Below are 22,517 nucleotides of genomic sequence, written 5' to 3' on the forward strand. Positions count from 1 at the left end.
TTATCTTTGCCCCGAAATGAAGAAAGTGTTACAATAATCTCAAACCAGACAAGATTCATGAACAATCAGTATATCCGCCTGCTTCTGGCAGTGTTCCTTTGTGTAGTAACCTCCTGTTCGACTACACGCCAGTTGCCTGTTCGTCAAACAGAAGGAAAAGACAAACGGGAATTCAGGGGAGCCTGGATACAGACAGCTTTTCAGGGAGAATATAAAGACATGACCCCGGCGCAGATGCGGAAAGATTTTGTGCGCAAATTGAATTACCTGCAATCCTGCGGTATCAATGCCATCATCTTCCAGGTCCGTCCCGAAGCGGATGCTTTCTATAAATCGGACATCGAACCCTGGAGCCGCTTTTATACCGGCCAGCAAGGTGTCGCCCCGGCAGGTGATTTCGACGTAATGGAATTCCTGATCAAAGAATGCCACAAACGGAACATGGAGTTCCATGCCTGGCTGAACCCTTACCGTGCCAGCACGGCAGGCAACACCCGGTTTGCCGACTCTCATATTTACAACCAGCACCCGGAATGGTTCGTTACCTATAATAAGCAGATCCTGTTCGACCCGGGACTTCCTCAGAACCGTGAGTTCATCTGCAAGGTGGTACGCGATATCGTCAGCCGTTACGACGTGGATGCTATCCACATGGACGACTATTTCTATCCCTATCCCGCCCCCGGAATGCCTTTCCCCGATGATAACAGTTTCCGTAAATACGGTCTGAATAAAGGATATACGGAAGCACAGCGCGGCGACTGGCGCCGGGAGAACGTGAACACCCTGATCAGTGAACTGAAACGGACGATACTCCTGACCAAACCCTGGGTACGTTTCGGCATCAGCCCGTTCGGCATCTACCGGAACAAGAAAAACACACCCGACAATTCCGGCAGCAACACCAACGGCTTGCAAAACTACGACGACCTTTATGCAGATATCCTGCATTGGGTAAAAGAAGGCTGGATCGACTATAACATGCCACAAATATACTGGGAGATAGGCCATTCGGCAGCCGACTATATCACCCTGATCCAATGGTGGAACAAGAACGCAACCCCGGCAGGTCCTCACCTTTATATCGGTCAGGACGTGGCACGCACGATGAAAGCCGACCAGCTGACACGTAAAATGCTCTACGAACGTTCGCTGTCGAAAGTAAAAGGTAACTGCTTCTGGCCGGCCAATGAACTGTTATGGAATAACAAAGGCGTGGCGGACAGCCTGAAAAGGAACTATCACCGTTATCCGGCATTGATCCCGGCCTATACCCACATGCACAACCGGGCTCCGCAGGAGGTGAAGAAATTGAAAAAAGAATGGACCCAGGATGGCTACATGCTGCACTGGCAGGCAGAGCAAAGCCCCACAAATCCGGAGCTTGCCTCCTACTTTGTCGTTTACTGTTTCGAAGATAAAGAACCGGTCGATCTCAGCAACCCGGCCAAAATAGCAAAAATCACCCGGGACACAAGATTTTTAATGCCTTATAATAACGGAAAGAAAAAATATCGCTATATTGTGACCGCTGTCGATCGTTTCCATAACGAAAGCGAAGGTAAAAGTATCAAGGTAAAATTATAATGATTGTCTATGTTCTCTTCCGACCTGAGATATAGCAAGTTCACGGATTGTGGCTCCTGTCCTGAATACAGGAAACACATCTTTAAATATCGTTCTTATCCCAAGGGAATCATCATTCCCCGGGAACGTTGCCTGCAGAATACAATCTATTTTCTGCTGAAAGGGAGTGTACAGGTCAACAGCGAAGAACATCCCGACACGATCTTCGAGGCAGGGCAGTTTATCCTGCAACCGATCGGTTCAAAGGTCGAATTTAAAATACTTGAAGCCGCCGAATGTATCTTGTATCTGTTCGAGCGACCGATGAATGTCTGCAACGAACGTTTTAATAAAGGAGCAAGCATCGCAGAGACTTCACGCATCGAACCGGTCGTGATGAATATGTGTCCGCCTTTGCAATATTTCGTGGAAGGGATCAGAATGTATCTGAACGACGACCTGCTGTGCTCCGGTTTCCTGAATGCCAAACGGACAGAACTGGTGTACCTGCTCAACTGCTACTATACATTAAAAGAACTCTCTGCTTTCTACTCTCCGATTTACCGGTACAGCAAGAGCTTCCGTTATTTCATTATGCAGAATTATATGAAGGCAAAAGATGTGGAAGCCTTCGCACAGATGGGTGGCTACAGCACGCCGACTTTCCGCCGTCTGTTCAAAGAGACATTCGGCGAACCCGCTTACCAATGGATGCTGAAAAAGAAATGTGAAGACATCCAGAACGATCTTACCACTACCGATATGTCGATCTCCGAAATCAGCTATAAGTATGGTTTCGAATCACTTTCCAACTTTTCCCATTTCTGCCGTGCCAATTTCGGCATGTCTCCCCGTGCCTTACGGACGAATAAAGAAGAATAAGCAGCAAAAATCAACAGCTTTCGCACTTTTTACAACTTATTGAATAGAAAAAGCAATTTTCTGCATGTTTTTTCCCGATATATTTGCGACAGAAACAAAAGGAATTGAATTTCAAAGAATATTCGGTGATGATAAAAGGAGAGATAGGTTGCTCATGCGGAATTGCCGCTTGCATATTAATGATCATTACATGTTTCATTAAATGCAGTACAAAGGAAGAGCCGGAACAGTCCTCCTACGGTTTTATCTCATATTCGCTGAAATGGGAACAGGCCTTGAGCGGCCACGAGAGTCCAAAGAAAGTACGTTACTGCTTCTATCCCCTGGAACAGGGTGCGATGACACAGATCGAAGGCGATGCCGACGGACTGAAATTCACCTTACCACCGGATAAATACCGCTTACTGGTTTTCAATTGTGATGCCGACAATATCGCATTCCGCAATATGAATACATTCGAAACGGCAGAAGCATACATTCCGGCAACGAAAGCAACCGGATATACGACATCAGGACGTATTCCTTTTTATGGAATAGCTATTGACGAATTGGAAGTGGAAGCTAACGAAGGGATCAGCAACACACGTGAGTTCAGCATGGCTTCATTGATCCGCGAAGTAACGATCGACATAAAAGTCGACGGTATGGAGTACATAAAAGAATGTAAGGGTGAATTAGCAGGAGTTCCTGCCGCTTTCAACCTGAGTAAACAAGAGATCGTACCGGAAAAAACAACAAAAGTAAACTTTGAAACCGCTCCTTCAAAGGAAGGAGTTAAAGCAAACATTATGATATTAGGAACCGCCCCCAAACATGGAGAAACCCCTCCCCCTACCCCCACAAACGAGGTAAAGCTGGATTTCACCCTCAATGACGGCAGTACCTCTTCCGCAACGCTCGATTTAGGAGAATCGATAGGCAATACGGAAGGAAATAATATCAATGTAAATGTATCCGTAACGGTAGAAAAAGATGCTTCCTTCACTGTAAAGATCAACAACTGGGAAGTTTCTGCCGGTGACGACATGGTCATTGAATAATCCAAATAATAAACAATCAAAAGAGTTCAAACAATTTAATTTTATAATTATGAAAACATTAGTATTAAGTATGATTTCAATTGCTGCAACAGTTGCAGCAATGACCGCTTGTACAAGCGAGAGTGATCCGATAAATGAAATTAATCCACAGGACGGAAAAACACCTATTGAATTTAGAAGTTCTATAATAGGAGTCCAAACTAAAGCTATATCCAGCGATGGTACAAAATTTGATGCAAATACAAATATAGCTTTAACAATGTACAAAGGAGAAAATGCTCCTACAGGAGAAGCCTTGGGTAATCCTGCTAAGGAAAGCATAGAATTTACAGTTGGAGCTGATCAACTATCTCTTGCTGAAAAAGCAACTCCTAAAACCATGTTTTGGGAACGTAACATAAAGCATTATTTTTATGCATATTATCCAATAGTGGAATCAAATACAAACTATACTCTTACTCCTGCCGTTGACAAAACTTCTGCGGAAAAAATAACAGTTAAAGTACCTCTTGATGGTAATACGACAGACCTCTTGATGGGTAAAATCACAACAGGGCTCACTTACAGTGGAGCTACTGTAGAGAATGCAAATATTTCATTTAGCCACAAACTTTCCAAAATCAATTTTGTATTTAAAAAAGATCCATCTTTTCAAGGTCAAGGGGCATTAACAGATATCAAAGTAAAAATAGCAAACAGCGAAGTTAGTTTTGATCTTGTTTCTCAATTAGCAACCTTAGGAGGCTCACCTATGGATATTACAAAAACTGGGGTTACTCAAAATATTGAAACAAATGATGCAGGTGAGATATATTCAGATTGGAGTCCTATAGTTACACCTGGAACAACAATTAGCGAGCTATCACTCACTATAGATGGGAAACAGATTAAAGCAAGTAATTTAAATACAGAACTTGCTGAAGGAAGTATTACAAAAATAACATTAACTTTAAAAGGTTCTGAAATTAGTGATCTAACAACAGGCATTACAGAATGGAAAGATGATAAAACTGGTTCTGGTGATATAATCTAATCTATATCAAAATAACAGTGAATTCATTTGATTAGAATTCACTGTTATTTTAAATTGAATAAATAAAACGCAATGGTTACAAAAAGAATGATTCCATTTATTATATATGTTATACTCATTAGTTGTACTCACGATAATGATGATATAAATAATAATGACTCCTCTAAAGAGTCTGTAATTGTTTTTAAAACAAATATAAAAAACACCACTAAAGCAATTATCTTAGAAGATAATTTTCCCAATAATACACAAATTGGTATATTTTCTTGGGGACATTCCTCTAATACCTCATCTAACTTATCTATTCGCAAAGACTTGAATAATAGCAAGTATACCAAAGTAAAAGACAATAATCAATTTACCTGTGATACTCATGCCCACTATCCCATCAACCCTGATACGTTACTAAACTTTTACGCTTACTATCCTTATTCCGAAACGGCGACCACCGCTCCATTTAGTATTCCCTTCGATCTAAAAAAACAGGATGACCTCATGTGGGCAACCCCTGTTTTGGACAAAGACAAAACAACAGCCGACAACCCCGTCAACCTCTCTTTCAACCATATCCTTTCCGCCATCACGCTCAAATTCAAGAAAGCGGATGATATCAAAGAAGATATGATCATACAAAGTATTTCGATGGAGAACTACCCATCAACCATACAATTAAATGTACAAACCGGCAAGTTAAACGCTACCGCTTCAGCAACGCCTTATACACTGATCGACAACATCAGTAAAGAAATAACACCGAACGAAATAACACTCGTAACAAACCACCTTCTTTATCCGATAGAGAAACCTGTTTTCATCGTCCGAATGAGTGGCAAGGATTATCGCATCGAATCCCAAAAGGCTTTTGAAGGAGGGAAAAAACAAACCTACTCTTTCACCATACAGGCACAGGATATCAGCATCTCAGGCAGCATCACTCCCTGGCAGGATGGCGGCACAAGCGACGAAACGGTTTATTTCTAAACGATTATTCTTATCCATTTAGGATTCACCCAAAGATAAAACCATTCAAAGCCTGTATTCATCAGAATTGATATACTAGCGAATTTGAATAATACATCATTCAACCCTTCACCTTTTACAGTCATCTTTTGATTATTACTGGCTTATAGGTGAATGATCGGGGTGAACGGTTTGATTAAAGGGTGAACAGTCACCTCTAAACCGTTCACCTTCTTATAAATAGTTATCCGGGCAACTCAATACTATCTTTTTAGACGGCATCTTTTACCATCAAACCTACTATCTACTAACTCCGTAGTTATGACTTACAGATCCGGACACCACCATCGTCAAGCTTTGCGACCAAGGTCGTTAAGGTTTGCGACGTCGCTCATCAAGCTTAACAACGAAGGTCGTTAAGCAAAAAGATTATGACATCCGGCTTAATCAGTCCGGACTTTCCACGTAGTGATTAATAACATACAGGCTAAACATAAGAAGCCCTAAAAAGACAAGGTGAATGGTTTACACCAACCGTTCACCTTTTTTCACAAAACCGTTCACCCAACTATTCACCCATCACCGTTTAATTATCAAAGGATGATTGCAAAAAAGATGAACAATGAACGGTTAAAGGCAGTTTTACTATGTATTACTCAGCCATCTGAATATAAAAATGATCGGTCAGGATATTCGTATACGTCTGAACCGGAATACCATCGTAATTATTCAGCTCGCCCACAAGGATCAACTCAGCCTCTTCCATCCATGGCTGGAAAGAAAACTCTTTTTTATAACTGACCTCCTGCAATAAGGTCGGATTGCTTTTCAAGACAACATAAGCATTTCCGTCCGCTACCTGCTTTCCTTCAAAAGCAACCATGCGTTCATACATTTTCTGCTTATTCGCCCCATTGATGCGGATAGGAGCCAAACGAAACGAATTGTTCCCCTGACGCAATACCGGAGTCAGCAACAATGTCTGATAACGTCCGACGGACACGCCGCTCAGTAAAAGATCCATATCCAACTTCAAACGGCCGTGCTCTACTTCAGCCTTGTTTTGTTTGATATTAACCAGGCCATTGTAAACTGTAGCCTGCGCTTGTGTCTGCGACTGCAACTGCATAGGGCACAACTGCATAATCAACAGAAAAAGGAATATATAGACCGGAGTTTTCATCGTTCACTTATTTAATTATATATACAATACTAACACCGAGCTTGGTCGGTCCGAAGTAGTTATTACGGTACTTATAAGCAGATTCGCCGTCTGCAGGGTAAGCCGATTTATCGTATTCAAAATGAACAAAACCGACTCCTGCTGAAAATTCGATGTTCCAATGCGGAGAAAGATACAACTGATATCCGTAAGAGAGACCACCGCCATATCCGTTACCGTCGTAGGCAAATTTCTTTTTCATCACCGACATGAAGTTCGAATTGGCAATGTCGTAATCGATATAAATACCATGAAGCCCAAAGTAATGACCGTTAAACTTTTCGTGCAGCCAGTAGCGGGCTTCGGGTTGTACCATCCAATGCTTCCACGACTTGTCGCTCACGATATCCCATCCGTTATAGTTCCCGGAAATATCCAGCGACCAGTGTTGATTGAATCCCACTTCTACGCCCAGATTCACCGTTGCGGTTGCATCGTACAGGATATTGGACTTGACAGCCACAGTCTGCGCCTTTCCCTCCCAGCCCAGACAACACAAAAGCAATGCGATAAATAGTATTTTTTTCATATTAATTTCTTTTTCTCTACATGCTTTAAAATCAATTAGCACACAAAGATAGAAAAAAGAAATATAAATAATTAGATGCAAACAAATTATGCGTAACTTTGTTACGATAAAAAACAAGGCATGAAAATCAAATTTATCATTTATAGTTTCCTCTTTGCTCTATTACTGGGTAGTTGTGACAAAGAAGAGATCAAGAGACCGACAGGAACGCCACAGCGTACAATTCTAGCCTATATGATTGCCAGCAATCTCGGAAGCGACATACGTGCTAACATCTCTCAAATGATGACAGTAGCATCCGATAAAGAACGGAATTGGGGGAATCTGGTCATATATTATTCAGAAAGCAAAAGCAGATCTTATCTGTTCCAGATAAAAGAAGATAAAAACGGGAATGTAGTAACAGACACTCTCCGTTTCTATGAAAATCAGAGTGCGATCCTACCAGAGACTATGCATAACGTGATAAAGGAAACGATCGAATTGTTTCCTGCAAAAAGTTATGGATTGATCTTATCCAGTCATGCAACCTCCTGGTTGCCGGGAAATTTTTCTTCTCTACGCTCTTTCGGGGCGGAGAACTACAAATATATGGAAATAACCGAACTGAATGAGGCTCTGGAAGGTTTCCATTTCGACTTTATGCTTTTCGATGCCTGCTATATGAGCGGTATTGAATGTGCTTATGAATTGAAAGACAAGACTGATTACCTTCTGGGATCACCAACAGAAGTACTCGCACGCGGATTTCCTTACGAAGACTTCTTACCAGCCCTGTTCAAAGAAAAAGCAGATCTGGAACAAGTTACCAAAAGTTTTTATGACTACTATAGTAACAATAGTTCTCCATACGGAACCGTGTCACTGATAAAGACAAGCGAATTGGACGAATTAGCCCTGATAGTCAATGAAATATTAAAAGACAAAACAGAAGAGGATATCTATGCTTTGCCTTTGTCTGATATGCAGATTCTGGAATATCTGACTACAAGCAAGCCGCATATGCTTTACGATTTCGATGATTTCATCCGGCATTTGGCAAGCAATGAACAGTACGAACGTTTCACCACCAGTATGGAAAAAGTTATTGTCAGTAAATATGCTACTCCATACTCGTTTTATGCAGCTATATATTCAGCTAAAAAAATCGATCACTATTCCGGCCTTTCGGTCTTCGTACCTCAACCTTCTCTGACCAGATTGTTTGATTGGTACAAGCAACTTGCATGGTATAAGGCGGTTTATTAATAAAAAACAGAAGCCGCTATGACGAGACTTTTAGTTATAGTCTTTCATAGCGACTTTTATCCTATTTACAAACTTGCAATATTATTTATCTTTTTGTTTTAAATTCATCTTCATTCATAGGCATTACAATTATTTCGATTAAGGCTCTATGCCCATCGGAGACATACAAATGTAAAGCTTCCAAATATCTCCAACAAACATAAAGTGATTTATTAATGAACGACTTATCCACACTTTTTTACCGGGTCGGAAATATATGTTTATATCTTTTCACCGTGCCGGTAATATGATATAACTCGGCATAGAAAATATAAATGCCTGTTTGCAGTTGCTTCCCAGATAAGGCATAGCCGTCCCAGGTCAACTGTCCTTTCATGCCTAACAGTTCGTGGTTGGCGATTTCGGCAACACGGATACCGGCCAGATTGAAGATAAAGACACGGCAGCTATATCCCGGCTGGTCGAGATAATAAGATATGGTATAATGACCGGAACTCTCATCCCACTGTGGAACCTCAATACCGGTAGGTTCATCCGGACTATCAGGATCATCCGGAGAAGAAATACCCGATTGAGAATTTTGATAACCGGGTGTTCCATAACCGGCTGTGGCCGAAGCAGAAGTCCAGTTTGCAGCCGATTGTGTTTCTGCCTCAGGGTCGATCCGTTCAAGAGCTACGCCTTTCTGGTCTTTCACGGAGGAAGCATGCCATTTGGAAGAATAAGAAACCTCATCGATCACTACTTCATCTTTCGTCCGAAATAACACGAGTGTAGAAGAAGTATTTGCCAGTATGGGGAGTTTGGGCACCTCAAACAGAGAAGAGGGGGACAAGATTGTATAAAAATCGGTGACACCCGACAGGTTCTTTGTCAGTAGTACATAACCGTCAGATTCAATCACCGAGGTAACAGAAGATAGCGGATAACGGGTATTCAACGTTCCATCAGCCTTACGGACAGCAATCGATAAACCGGATACCGGCAAAGCATGCCCCGAACGGTTATACAGTTCGATATATTCACTACCACCGATAAAAGGATTAGGAAGAAGTTCGTTGATAACAAACTCCCCCGGCTCGACAGTTATATCAGGGAGAGACGGCTCATCCGGAGTATCCGGTTCATCGGGTTCGTCAGGTGTAACAGGTTCATTTGGCTTTTCCTCTCCCTCGCCTGATGAATTAGCAGAGCCAGGAGTACCCCCACGCGGATCGGAAGAGAGATACCAGCCGGAAGAAGAACGCTCCCAGGATTTGGCAGGGGTAGCTTTTTCATAGGTTACTTCATCGATGATAACACCGGATGGAGTTTTCAATGCTAAATGTTGCCCGGCATCATTTAAAGCATAAAATTTTTCTATTGGTATAACGACACCATCACCACTATAATCTATATTACTATTATATAACAACGCATATTCATGAGGTGGTAATACAACATCAGGTAATACCTTACGTTTATTCCCATTCCAAAGTTCTAATTCATTTAATGAAAATATACGATCTGTCGGATTATATAGCTCTACATATTCGAAGAAGGAACCGTCGCCAGGTTTAGCCATAATTTCATTAATGACAATTGCTTTTGAATCAGAAGGCTCCTCATCTCCTTCCCCTTCTTCCTCCACTGTTACTTTCTCTGAATAGCCGTCAAGTGTACTTCCTTTCTCATCCATTACGCCAGAATAGGAAATTGTATAAACCTCTCCTGTCTTCATTTCTTCCGGATAATGAGTATTTACAATCTTCCGACTTTCATCTGCATATGCAATACGGTCAGCATTCCCTATGTTGGAAACAGAAAATGTAGCCTGTTCCGTTTTAACCGGAAGATCAAACACAAATTGCAGATCAGAGAGAGTCAAAGGTTCTATTGACAACAGTTTAGGCAATGTGATATCGGGTTCTGAAGGATCATCAGGTTCTTCCGGATCTTCACTCGGTTCTGTAACTGTTGGGGTTATTTTATCTGAAACATAGATATTATCCAACAGAAAATGTTTGTTTCTACCTCCCGTATAAATAATATTAATAAGGAAATAACCAGAATCTTTAGCCGCTATTATTGGATAAGTACAGGAACCTTCTAGTTTATAATAAGTTTCATTTATTTGACGAGAGTACATTGTCCAGTACTTATTATCTTCCAACGTTACTTTAATGGCAAGATGTGTTTTATTACCCAAATTATTTTCTTGCCTTTCAAACATATCTTTCTGTTTACTCCTACGGAAACCGATTTTATTTTTTCCTGCAAAACCTATTTGTACATAATAGTAAATACCTCCTTCATCATAAAGAGCGATACGTACATTATTATTATCACTAGGATTTGTATTTATCTGCGCCTCAAACTCCCATTGCATATTTGAGGCATAAGGGATGATATGCTTCAATGAAGCAATGCCACTTTTCCCTCCAGGAGCATTTAATTTTAACTGTCCGCCTTCTATAAGGAAAGAATCACGACCACCTATCCAACCTACATTAAGAATAGGCCCATCAAATGTCTCAGTGAACTGTGCAAATGCACAAACAGGAAGTAATACAAGGATAAATAGAATAAATTGTTTCATAGCTATATAGTTTTGTTATAAAATTATCTATCTTTGCACGCTAATAACTTACAACTATCCACGTGTCTTGATTTTGGATGCTGTAAAGTTATAACATTTTTTTTAAATACAATTTTAATTAGTGCTCAAAATGAAAGTAGCAATTGTTGGTGTGAGTGGAGCTGTAGGACAAGAATTCCTGCGCGTACTCGACGAAAGAAACTTCCCAATGGATGAGCTTGTGCTTTTTGGCTCATCTCGCAGTGCCGGACGTGTTTATACCTTCCGTGGTAAACAGTACACCGTTAAGGAGCTTAAGCATAACGACGACTTTAAGGGAATCGATGTTGCTTTTGTTTCGGCCGGTGGCAGTACATCTGTCGAATTTGCAGAAACCATTACAAAACATGGTACTGTGATGATTGACAACTCCAGCGCATTCCGTATGGATAACGATGTACCTTTGGTAGTTCCTGAAGTGAACCCGGAAGATGCACTGAATCGTCCTCGCGGTATCATTGCCAATCCGAACTGTACTACCATCCAGATGGTCGTTGCATTGAAGGCAATCGAAAAGGTATCGCATATCAAGCGTGTACATGTATCCACTTATCAGGCAGCCAGCGGTGCAGGCGCAACAGCTATGGCAGAACTGATCAAACAGTACGAACAACTCTTGAAGGGCGAAGAACCTACAGTAGAAAAATTCGCTTATCAACTGGCATACAACGTGATCCCTCACGTAGATGTATTCACTGATAACGGTTATACGAAAGAAGAAATGAAGATGTATAACGAGACACGCAAGATCATGCATTCAGATATCGAAGTGAGCGCAACCTGTGTACGTGTTCCGGTTATGCGTGCTCATAGCGAAGCAACCTGGATCGAGACAGAGCGTCCGATCAGCGTGGAAGAAGCCCGCAAGGCTTTCGCTGAAGGCGAAGGTATCATCCTGCAGGATGATCCGGCAAACAAAGACTATCCGATGCCTTTGTTCGTAGCCGACAAAGAACCGGTTTACGTAGGCCGTATCCGTAAGGATATCAGTAACCCGAACGGTCTGACATTCTGGACTGTGAGCGACCAGATCAAGAAAGGTGCTGCCCTGAACGCTGTTCAGATCGCTGAATACCTGATCAAGGTTAAGAACATAGGATAACAACTTTATAATCTTTCTATATAAAAAGGGACGGTCTGTTGGAGATCGTCCCTTTTCATTTTATAAGAGTAACACCAGATCAGACTATATCACCACCATACCCTGTTTATACTGTATTATCGATAAAACAGTTTCAATTTTATCTTCTATAATCGATAATATTACACTATATTTGTCTAGTATAAAAGACAAGACAGTATGGAAAAGAATATAATAAAGTCTCTGATCATTGAATATCAGCAATTTGTTCAGAAAATAACACTGATTGAACGAGATATCCATTTATCCGATCAGCTTAACTATGTGTTTGTCGGCCTTCGCCGTGCCGGAAAATCTTATCTGATGTATCAACAGATACAACAATTGTTAAGAAAAGGGCACCAAATAGAAGAAATTCTGTATTTCAATTTCGAAGATGACCGTCTTGTAAATCTGACCGTTGAGGATCTTGATCTTATTAAAGTCTGCTACGAAGAACTCTACGCACATCGCCCGATCTTCTTTCTGGATGAAATCCAGGTTGTGGAACATTGGGAGAAATTTGCCCGTCGGCTGACAGACCAGAAATACCAGGTATACATTACCGGAAGCAATGCCAAAATGCTAAGTAGTGAGATTGCAACAACCCTTGGCGGCCGGTTTATCATACAGAATGTATATCCTTTTTCATTCCGGGAATATCTAAAGGCAAACAGTATACCCGTTGAACCAGTCTGGTATTTCAAAAACCGTACTGAAATAGTTCGCACATTCTCTGAATATTTCTACTTTGGAGGATTACCGGAACTGGAACTCATTGAAGAGATAGAAAAACGTCAATGGTTAAGCAGCTTATTCAATAAAATATTTTTTGGCGATTTAATAGCACGTTATTCCATCCGAAATGATCTGGCCATGAAAGTCCTGATTCGTAAGTTAGCGGAAAGCATAAAGCAGCCTTCTTCATTCAACCGGCTGTCAAACATCGTTTCGTCTACAGGAGTTAAAGTAACAACAGATACCGTTATCGATTACCTGGAGTTTTTACAAGCAACCTGGTTGATCTTCTCCATCGAAAATTATGCCAGTAAATTAGTGGAGAAAATATCCAATCAGAAATACTATTTTATCGATAATGGCTTATTGAATCTATTTCTGATAGATCCGGAGACATCCCTGTTAGAAAATCTGGTAGCTATTTGCTTAAAGAAGAAATATGAAGATGAACTTTACTTTTATCATCAGAATATTGAAGTCGACTTTTATATACCAACACAAAAATTGGCTGTGCAGGTATCATACAGTCTGAAAGATGAAACAACACGCAAACGGGAAGTGACTGCTTTATTAAAAATAGCCAAAGTCATGTACGTAGACAAATTATTCATTATCACTCGGGACGAAGAAGAAACGATTATGGAAGATGGAAAAAAGATCACCGTTATCCCCATCTGGAAATGGTTACTTGAATAGGACGGTCTGTCGGAGACCGTCCCTTTTCATTTCTATCCGGCTTTGTTGATTCCATTGTCAATGTTTTCATCGCATTCCTTCAGCAGTATCTTCTTTAGTTTTTCTACCTTTTCAGGATATTGCCCGGACAAGTCATGACGCTCCTGCGGATCGTCTTTCAGGTTGTACAATTCAAAGACATCTTTTGCCCGGTAATAACGCAGCTTCCAACCTTCGCCGGTCAGAATGCCCGGACCGTAGTTGGAACCGAATACCACATATCGCCCGGCCGGTATTTTTTCTCCTTTTATCAGAGTAGGGAGGAAAGAAATGCCATCCTTCTTTACCGGAAGCGATACCTGAAGCATCTCTGCCATTGTCGGCAAAAAATCATAATTGGAAACCAGTTCCTGACTCTTTATCCCGGCAGGGATTATCCCTTCCCCATAAAAGATCAGCGGAATATGTACGCCGCCATCCAGATTACTCCGTTTCAGACCTGCCATACCGGCATTACCGTTAAAGATATCTCCTGCCAGGTCGCTGTAATATTTATCCGTATAGTCGTCGAACAGCGTTCCTGTTTGCATATTCCTGTATGGTTTCTCACACCGTCCTTTCTGCGAATAATACGTTTCATGGCCATTATCGGCAGCAAAAACAAGGATCGTATTCTTATCCAGTCCCAATCGGCGGAGTTCATTCATGATCGCTCCCACATTATCATCCAGCAATTTGACCATGGAAGCATATTCTTTCTCTATCGGTGTCAGTTCCGGATTATTCGCCAGTTCCGGATGCACCGCAGGGATAGCGACCGGTCCGTGCGGCAACTGTGTCGGGTGAAACAGGAAAAAAGGTTTATCCTTATTCGCACGGATAAAAGACAGTATCTTATCTAAAAAGAGATCCTGCGAATAAACCGCTTTCCCGTTCCTGTTCCATCGCTCCAGGTAAGCGGTTTCCGTTTCATTCTCTATACTCTTTCCACAATTCTTATGGGTATTTCCTTCGATCGTGACAATCTCTCCGTTGTCGAACAGGAACGGTGGATAGAATCCGTGACAGCGGACATGATCCAGATAACCATAATAATAATCCCAACCATGCTCCTTCATCTGTTTACGGGTAGCCGTAAACCCCCATTCCAGCTTACCGATCTCGGCAGTTACATAACCAGCCTGTTTAAACACCTGGGGAAGATAATAATCACCTTTACCCAACAGGATATCCTCAGCGTCTATCTCCTTTTCTACAGCAGGTATCGATGACAAATCATCCGTTACCGGAATGAACTTACCTCCCCTCGATATCACCCACTTATCCGGATGACAATCATGGTATCCGGTCAGCAATGAGGCTCTTGCCGGAGCCGACAACATACAACCATAGGCATTGTCGAAAGAGGTTCCTTTAGTAACCATTCGGTCAATATTGGGGGTCGTAAAATGACGTTGACCGTAGGCGGACAACATTCCTTTCCCCATATCGTCGGCATAGATATAAATCACATTCGGCTTTGCCGGAGCTTGGGCCTGACACGTCATAGATGAAATGCCAACAGACAATAATGCTATATTTGATAATGATAACTTTCTATTCATACTACATTTATTAAATATCTCCCACTCTATGAAATACAAATATATCAGATAAAAAACACATACAAACCGAGGTTGTACCAAAAGTTTGTGGAATGTCCCAACTTTCGATACAACCTCAGGGTACATGTCTAATCTATATAATTTAATCTAAGGTTTTCCTTACACCGATCAGTTCCATCCCGGATTCTGTTCCAGGTTCGTGTTCAGGATCAACTGTGTTTTAGGTATCGGATTCAGATAGAAATAATCTTTCCACCCTTTTCCTTGTGAAACATAATCTCCGACACAAACTACACGGCCTATATCATCGGAAGTAACAGATGCTGCCGCATTCACATCCGAAGCCTGTACAAAAACAGAACCGGCACCAAAATACTCACCTACCTCATCAGCAGCAACCCTGACACCCAGAGGACGCTGGTTAATAAAATAATCAGCCCGCTTCCAACGGCGGATATCATAGAAACCAAAGCCTTCACCCATCAGCTCGGCCATACGTTCACGACGGATTTCCCAGACAAGCGGTTCCACCTGCGGATCCCTGTCCGGATCGAATGACACATTGATAGCAGAAACAACCATCGGGGCAACATTGGCACGGGTACGCAATTTATTGATCGTCAGATCGGCTATTGCCTGACTGAACTTATTCTGCTCATACATGACCTCGGCATAATTCAACATGATCTCTTCAATATGGAAGATCGGCATATCGGTAACCGCTTTTTGTCCGCCGGCCTGGATAGCCGCTTCATTGTAGGTAGTATAGAACATGTAAAAATAATAACCACCATAATTACGCATCGGTCCCCAGGAGTTGGGAGATGTTTGTATCATCGGAACACGAGACAGAAACTGAGGTTGCCAGGTGTACAACGGGAACTGATGGTCGGCATCATTGATCTTATTCATATAATCAATAAAATAACGGTCCTTTTCATCCATACCTTCTGTCCACCAGGAGTTCTTATTATCCTCCGTCACCGGATTTCCATTTGTCTTGTTGGTTCTGTAAGGCGGAATACAACGCCAGTATAAACGATGATCACGATTATAAAACTCATCATTTACAGTTGCATCCGCACCTTTTCCTTTATATAAACTACTGGTCGAGACCGGTTTGCCATCCTGGCAAAGATATCTTCCGACCGTACGGGCATGCATCCCATACTTCTGCGAACCACCTCGCTCCGCTCTCGGAAACGTAGTCATGATCAGGTCGTTTTCAAACTGTTTGTACAAGATGACTCCCGGAAAACCGGAAAGATTATCCGAAGACCACAAATCAACATAATTTGCGGCAATCGAAGGATAAGCATCGAGCAACGATTTCGAAACCCGTTCACATTCGGACAAATAGGTTTCACTGCCACCCAAAGCATGGTATTTGCGCCAGGTTCCTTCGAATAAGCAGAAACGGGATAATAAAGCCCTTACACAATCACGGTTGATCGTATTTGTATTCACTCCTTCCCCATTCTCTTTAATATGCCCCTCGGCATATTGCAGGTCGCGAAGGATATTCCCAGCCACTTCATCCCGGGATGAACGTTTACCATATAATATATCTTCGTCTTCGTCGCCGACCACATCTTCCAGCCAGGGCACACCTCCATAACGAGCCAGCAGATCGTAATAACGATATGCCCGGAAGAAAAGCCCTACTGAACGCCAATGTTCTTTATCGGTCTCATTCATTTCCGACTTATCGATATTTCGCAACATAATATTCACCCGACGGATATAATCGAAATTCCAACTGTCGTCCATATTCATCGTAGACGTGATATTATCCCATTGCCAGTTGTTATGCTGTGTATTCGTACTGTTACTGTTATACAGATAATTGGCATACACATCACCTTCCACAACCGTATTTACCGCAGCGTCCGGCTGCAGATATTGCCGCATCACTGAATTCTGGAATATACTATACAAACCCCACGTATATGTTTTGAAGTTCTCATAAGTGACAAAAGCCGTCTCTTCCGTCAACTCGGTTTTAGGGAAATATTCCAGATAGTCATTATTACACCCGGTAAAAGAAAGCAGAAAGGCAGAAGCCAGATATATAATATTCTTTTTCATAACTCTTTATAGATTAAAGTTGATACCAAATGAAATCGTTCTCGAATATGGATAATTCCAACTCAAATTCTCCGGATCTATACCTGTCGGTAAATGATCGAATGTAAACAGGTTCTCGCCACTCACAAAAGCTTTCAGGTTCTTCAGGCGGATCGCATGCAGATATTTATCCGGCACGGTATAGCTGAACGTAATATTCTTCACCCGCAGATAAGCTGCATTGTATAAGAATTTATCACTGATACGTTGATTCGCCCCCTGTGAACTACCGGCATTTTCATAGATACGCCCGTAAAAAGCATTCGGATTATCTTCTGTCCAGATCTGGCCTACCTGATGCTTATAAACCGTACCGTACTGATTAGACATCGGGAAAGTGATCTCGCCGCCAATCCAGGCATCCCTCTTCCCTACTCCCTGGAGAATAAACGAAAGGCCGAGACCTTTCCAGTTCGCATACCCGTTCAGGCCATACTGGAGACGTGCCTGGCTATTCCCGATAATCTTCCGGTCACCCGGATTATCTGCCGTATTGTCGCCTGTATCGATCACATTAACACTATTCTCGTCATCCCGCAAATTCTTATATTTGATATCGCCGACATGGGAAGTGACTCCGTTGATCCGGACCACACCTTCTTTCAAGGCCCCGTTATCCATAAAATCATCAGCGGTATAGAATCCGTCCGTCACATATCCCCAGATTTCTCCTATCTCCATACCGATCCGGTAACGTTTACCGTCCTGTGCTTCGTTACGGTCATAAAACAATCCCGTATCGTTTTTATAACGAGTGATATAAGAACGGGAATCATAAAGATTGAAAGCTACACCGTAATCCACCTTACCGATCCGGTCTCTCCAGGATAAAGACAACTCCCATCCTTTCGATTTAAGGTCAGCCGCATTCTGCAAAGGAGCTTTTGCACCTGCCACAGAAGGAAATTCTTCCGAAGGGCCTAACATACCGATCGTATTGCGGCGGTAGATATCGAACGATCCGGTCAGCCGGTTATTCAGGAAACCGAAATCAAGCCCACCATTAACCGACTCCACTTTCTCCCAGGTAAAATTAGCACGGACCATACCCGGAGCCTCCAGTGTCTTCGGTACATTATTGCCGTATATCCAGGGAGCATTCGACACGCTCATTGTAGGATAATAACTGTAGGCACTGATGTTCTGGTTACCTAACGTCCCGTAAGAACCTCTTAATTTCAAGGCAGATAAGAAGGACGACGCTTTCTCCATAAAAGGCTCATTCACGATACTCCAGCCTGCAGAGACAGAAGGGAAAAATCCTCCCCGGTAATCCTTCGGGAATTTAGAAGAAAGGTCGTAACGCCCGTTCACTTCCACAAAATAACGTTGCATGTAATTATAACTTGCCCGGAAGAATCCGCTTCGCAATGCATATTCCGTATAATCGTCCTTTGTCTTCGGAGGCGTCACGCCATCCGAACCACTGAGCGAAGGCAATTCATTGCTGATCATGTTATAAGCCTGTGAATACAAATATCTGTAATCTGACTTTTCCTGGTTAAACCCGGCAAGAGCGGAAATGTTGTGGGTATTGATAAATGTCTTATTATAAGTGGCAAAAGCATTTATCGTCGTATATTTCGTTGTCTTTCTTTCCTGGGTAAAAGGAGTTGTGGAGGTGGAAGGTTTGATACTTTCTGCCAATCCCTGATGCATTTCGAAATAATTCGCATACGATTCAATATCCTGAAAACTTGCCTGATATGAATACTCGAGCACAGCTTCAAATCCATCGAACGGTTTCAACACCGAACGGGAAAGGATGCGGGTGTTATCCGTTACTGTCCGCTTTTTATCTGTTTGCCTGATTACATTCGCCGGAGTCATAACCAGATACTCTTCCCCATCCGTACCGTAAGGCAATGATCCTGTCGGATGATAAGATGGAAGATTTGTTTTCCATAAATTCCCCAACTCACTTGAACCATCCATGAACGGATATGTCTTATTTCCATTATTATAACTGATATCCAAAGAGGTAGTCAGCCATGAAGTTATATCACCACTCACATAACCGGTCACATTCGTTCGCGTAAACGCATCCTTATTAGTTACCAGAATCCCATTTTCATCGGTATATCCCAAAGACAAACGGTACTTGATTCTTTCGCTTCCTCCCTGGGCCGAAATATTATGTGTTTGTTTCCAAGCTGGTTCAAACATGTCTTTCATGACGGAGTTTTCCCGCAGGAAATACTTCGTACCGTTCACTTCCGTCCATCCTGCCGGATAAGCAGAAGGATTCCCGTTATATTCAGATAGTAACCCCATATACGTCTCCAGGTTTTGCCCCGACCAGATAGATGTGTAACCACCTTCCTGTAATGTCCTGATAAAATTGGCTGGAGATGCCGGTTCCGGTATATTCATGACTTTAGAGACAGCAAAATTGTTGTTATAATTGATCGTCAGCGTTTCGTTCTTCTTTGCCTTTTTGGTGGTGATCAGAATAACACCGAAAGAGGCACGCGCACCGTAAATGGCTGCGGAAGAGGCATCTTTCAAGACAGATACACTTTCAATATCTGCCGGATTAAGCAAATAGAGATCATTAAACACCACATTATCAACCAAAATAAGCGGAGCACCTCCGGTAATAGATTCCAACCCACGGATATTCCACTTGTTTTCTCCTCCCGGAGCTGCTGAAGTAGAGGCCGTAAATCCGGGTATCGCACCCTGCAAAGCCGACCCCAGTCCGGTAACGGGCCTATCACCCAAGACCTTATCCATATTCACAGAACCGACTGCCCCTGTCAGGTTTGCTTTCTTCTGTGTTCCGAAACCGACAACGACAACTTCATCCAACGTTTGAGAATCTTCTTTCAGGTTTACTTTCACCTGTTCCCGGTTCTTCGTTGAAATTTCACTCGGCATATATCCGATATAAGAGACCTGCAATACGGAATTACCGGAAATCTGCAGAGTAAAGTTACCGTCGATATCGGTAACGGTCCCATTGCTCGTACCTTTTTCCACGACATTGGCTCCGATAACAGGTTCTCCAAATTCATCCGTAACAGTTCCGGTTACAACCTTCTTCGTCTCTTGCTGAATGACCGGAACCGGTTTGATAAGGATCTTTTTTCCCTCAATAGAAAAAGTAGTCCCAGTACCGCTCAGTATGACATCCATAGCCTGATCCACCGGTTTATTCCTGATATCGACAGATACCCGATGATGCTTATCAATAGTCGATTCGCTGTAAGCCACCGACAACTTTGTTTGATTCTCAATCTCTTCAAACACCTTTGCCAATGTGATATCTTGTCCGGTTATATTCACCGTTTGTGCATATATATGAGTGGTTATGAAAAGTAGAAACAGATATATAAATATTTTGCATAAATATTTACAAGATAAAAGGTTATTCGTTTTCATGAATAATATTAATTTTGTTGTTGAATACTATTTTTGTAATTAAGCCTATAAAAAGTGTTCTGATTTCAAACCGGGGAGTTGAGCTGCAAACAAGACTCTCCGGTCCTTTTTTTCATGGTTCTCTCTGTTTTAATAATTAATAAATGTATACCTTGTCTCCCTCTATTTTATATTTGAATCCTGCCACAATTTGCTTCAACGTATAGAGAACTTCCTCCAATGTCTCATTATGCAGGAATTTAACCGTTAGCTTTTCATCATTCAAATCCCTGGCATTCAGATAAACCTGTACACCATAATGTCGTTCAATCTCTTTTATAACGGAATACAAAGAGGCACTCTGGAAAATCATCTGTCCTTTTTCCCAGGCAAGGACGTAATCCATCCGGGCACGCTTCCGTTCGCTTACCCCTGTGTTCTTGTCAAATACAACTTGTTCATCAGGGTCAAGAATAAATGTTTCATGACTGGACCTTATATCAACTTTTATCTTCCCTTCCGCAAGCGAAGCTGTCACCTTCTCCCTGTCCGGATAAGAGGATATATTGAATACAGTACCCAATGCCTCGACCGAGAGATCGTTGGTCTTAACGATAAAAGGTTTCTTCTTATCAGGAGTAACCATAAATTTGGCTTCTCCGCTCAGATAGATATCACGGTTCTTACCTTTAAATTCACTCGGGTAAAAAAGCGTACTCCCGGAATTGATGATGACAACCGAATGGTCCGGTAATACGATATTCCGGATTTCTCCTTTCGGGACAAAACATTCCACCAGAGCCAGTTCCTCTACAGGACGATCCTGTAGATATAACCAGGATACCCACGCACCCAATAAGGGAAGAAGCAGAAATGCAGCCACCTGCCCCCATTTCCGGAAAGAACTATGTATTCCCTTCCGTTTGGAGAATCCCAACCGTCTTTCGACAGTTTCATAGGAACGCTCGGTCGATGAATCTGCTTTTACCTGGAGAGTATCCCAAAGTACATGCAGGGTTTCCTCTTTATCTTTCGATGAAGAAGGATGGAAAAACCAACGAACGAAATGTTTCCGGATATCTTCCGGCTGATCTTTCCTGAAGAAATTTTCTATAATCTGATCTACTCTTGACATGGTACAATTTCCGTTATCTATAAATTAAGACACACGAAAACGGTCCTGCACCCAAAAAATTATTTAATAGATTTTCAGATGAAAAAAGAAGCAAACAAAAGCAAGGTCTTTCTGATTTCTTTCAATGCCAGATTCAAGTGGTTCTCTACTGTCTTCTTGGATATACCCATCCGTATTGCTATTTCGTCGTTCGATAAACCTTCCCTTCTACTCATTTCATAGATAGCCTTACGCTTCTTCGGCATACGACCTACAGTTAGTTTTTCCAGCAATTCCATTTCACGGGCATACAAATCACCTTCAATAGTCTGTTCGGTTTCCCCCTCATAATCTTCCAGATAACTCTCTTCTATATATTTATGCCGCAAGTGGTTCAGTGCGGCATTCTTGGCCATCCGGTAAACATACGAATTAAATGATTCTAAAGTGACAAGCCGCTCCCGGCGTTCCCAGATTTTCATAAATACATCCTGAGCCAATTCCTCTGCTATTATCTCCGATTTAACAAGATGCTCTATAAAATATTTGACTTTGGGAAAATAGTTCATAAACAGCCTTTTAAAGGCGTCATGACTTCCCAGGGCAAGTTCTTTTATATATAATACATCTTTTTCCATAAAGTATCTCCTACACAAATATAATACAAATACAATTACAC

Annotated in this window: 16 protein-coding genes; 8 read left to right on the forward strand and 8 right to left on the reverse strand. The window is 41.9% G+C overall.

Translation table 11 applies throughout. The features are described from left to right. Positions 1–57 precede the first annotated feature (57 nt). The 5 genes from DWW23_RS03710 to DWW23_RS03730 all read left to right on the forward strand — a co-directional run bounded on the left by DWW23_RS03710 (position 58) and on the right by DWW23_RS03730 (position 5,502). Complete coding sequence (locus DWW23_RS03710) at positions 58–1,587, forward strand: glycoside hydrolase family 10 protein (protein WP_122351935.1); 1,530 nt, start codon at positions 58–60, stop codon at positions 1,585–1,587. A gap of 9 nt (positions 1,588–1,596) precedes the next feature. Then, entirely contained in the window at positions 1,597–2,448 is an 852-nt protein-coding gene (locus DWW23_RS03715) for an AraC family transcriptional regulator (RefSeq protein ID WP_122351936.1), read from the forward strand. A gap of 104 nt (positions 2,449–2,552) precedes the next feature. After that, the gene (locus tag DWW23_RS03720; protein WP_233564256.1) at positions 2,553–3,488 is read left to right on the forward strand and encodes a DUF5119 domain-containing protein; all 936 of its coding nucleotides are present in this window, start codon (positions 2,553–2,555) and stop codon (positions 3,486–3,488) included. A gap of 49 nt (positions 3,489–3,537) precedes the next feature. Then, positions 3,538–4,521, forward strand: a complete 984-nt coding sequence (locus DWW23_RS03725; protein WP_147382588.1) for a fimbrillin family protein — start codon at positions 3,538–3,540, stop codon at positions 4,519–4,521. A gap of 87 nt (positions 4,522–4,608) precedes the next feature. Continuing rightward, positions 4,609–5,502, forward strand: coding sequence for a fimbrillin family protein (locus DWW23_RS03730; RefSeq protein ID WP_233564257.1), 894 nt, complete (start codon positions 4,609–4,611; stop codon positions 5,500–5,502). Between the two features lie 631 nt (positions 5,503–6,133). Here DWW23_RS03730 and DWW23_RS03735 read toward each other — a convergent pair. Both DWW23_RS03735 and DWW23_RS03740 read right to left on the reverse strand, forming a co-directional pair. Further along, positions 6,134–6,664 (reverse strand): DUF3868 domain-containing protein, encoded by a 531-nt coding sequence (locus tag DWW23_RS03735; RefSeq protein WP_122351939.1) that lies wholly within the window; start codon positions 6,662–6,664, stop codon positions 6,134–6,136. A 7-nt stretch (positions 6,665–6,671) separates the two neighbouring features. Then, the gene (locus DWW23_RS03740) at positions 6,672–7,232 is read right to left on the reverse strand and encodes a DUF3575 domain-containing protein (protein ID WP_122351940.1); all 561 of its coding nucleotides are present in this window, start codon (positions 7,230–7,232) and stop codon (positions 6,672–6,674) included. 120 nt (positions 7,233–7,352) lie between these two features. Between DWW23_RS03740 and DWW23_RS03745 the strand changes: the two genes are divergently transcribed. Beyond that, positions 7,353–8,480, forward strand: coding sequence for a clostripain-related cysteine peptidase (locus DWW23_RS03745; RefSeq protein ID WP_122351941.1), 1,128 nt, complete (start codon positions 7,353–7,355; stop codon positions 8,478–8,480). 238 nt (positions 8,481–8,718) lie between these two features. On the opposite strand, the gene DWW23_RS03750 is transcribed toward DWW23_RS03745, so the two are convergent. Beyond that, on the reverse strand, positions 8,719–11,058 hold the full coding sequence (locus tag DWW23_RS03750) for a lamin tail domain-containing protein (RefSeq protein ID WP_122351942.1): 2,340 nt from the start codon (positions 11,056–11,058) through the stop codon (positions 8,719–8,721). A 130-nt stretch (positions 11,059–11,188) separates the two neighbouring features. Here DWW23_RS03750 and DWW23_RS03755 point away from each other — a divergent pair, with 130 nt between their 5' ends. Both DWW23_RS03755 and DWW23_RS03760 read left to right on the forward strand, forming a co-directional pair. After that, complete coding sequence (locus DWW23_RS03755; protein WP_122351943.1) at positions 11,189–12,199, forward strand: aspartate-semialdehyde dehydrogenase; 1,011 nt, start codon at positions 11,189–11,191, stop codon at positions 12,197–12,199. A 198-nt stretch (positions 12,200–12,397) separates the two neighbouring features. Continuing rightward, the gene (locus DWW23_RS03760) at positions 12,398–13,651 is read left to right on the forward strand and encodes an ATP-binding protein (protein WP_122351944.1); all 1,254 of its coding nucleotides are present in this window, start codon (positions 12,398–12,400) and stop codon (positions 13,649–13,651) included. Positions 13,652–13,683: 32 nt separating this feature from the next. Here the strand turns inward: DWW23_RS03760 and DWW23_RS03765 are convergent, their stop codons facing one another. From DWW23_RS03765 to DWW23_RS03785, 5 genes are all read right to left on the reverse strand, one after another. Next, positions 13,684–15,234, reverse strand: coding sequence for a sulfatase-like hydrolase/transferase (locus tag DWW23_RS03765; RefSeq protein ID WP_122351945.1), 1,551 nt, complete (start codon positions 15,232–15,234; stop codon positions 13,684–13,686). A gap of 168 nt (positions 15,235–15,402) precedes the next feature. After that, positions 15,403–17,322 (reverse strand): RagB/SusD family nutrient uptake outer membrane protein, encoded by a 1,920-nt coding sequence (locus DWW23_RS03770; protein ID WP_122351946.1) that lies wholly within the window; start codon positions 17,320–17,322, stop codon positions 15,403–15,405. Between the two features lie 6 nt (positions 17,323–17,328). Continuing rightward, positions 17,329–20,649, reverse strand: a complete 3,321-nt coding sequence (locus tag DWW23_RS03775; protein ID WP_233564258.1) for a TonB-dependent receptor — start codon at positions 20,647–20,649, stop codon at positions 17,329–17,331. 232 nt (positions 20,650–20,881) lie between these two features. Next, entirely contained in the window at positions 20,882–21,859 is a 978-nt protein-coding gene (locus DWW23_RS03780) for a FecR family protein (protein ID WP_122351948.1), read from the reverse strand. A gap of 74 nt (positions 21,860–21,933) precedes the next feature. Next, on the reverse strand, positions 21,934–22,476 hold the full coding sequence (locus DWW23_RS03785) for an RNA polymerase sigma-70 factor (protein ID WP_158583151.1): 543 nt from the start codon (positions 22,474–22,476) through the stop codon (positions 21,934–21,936). Positions 22,477–22,517: the final 41 nt, after the last annotated feature.

The organism is Parabacteroides sp. AF14-59, from assembly GCF_003479515.1.
In the GTDB taxonomy this organism is placed as follows: Bacteria; Bacteroidota; Bacteroidia; order Bacteroidales; family Tannerellaceae; genus Parabacteroides; species Parabacteroides faecis.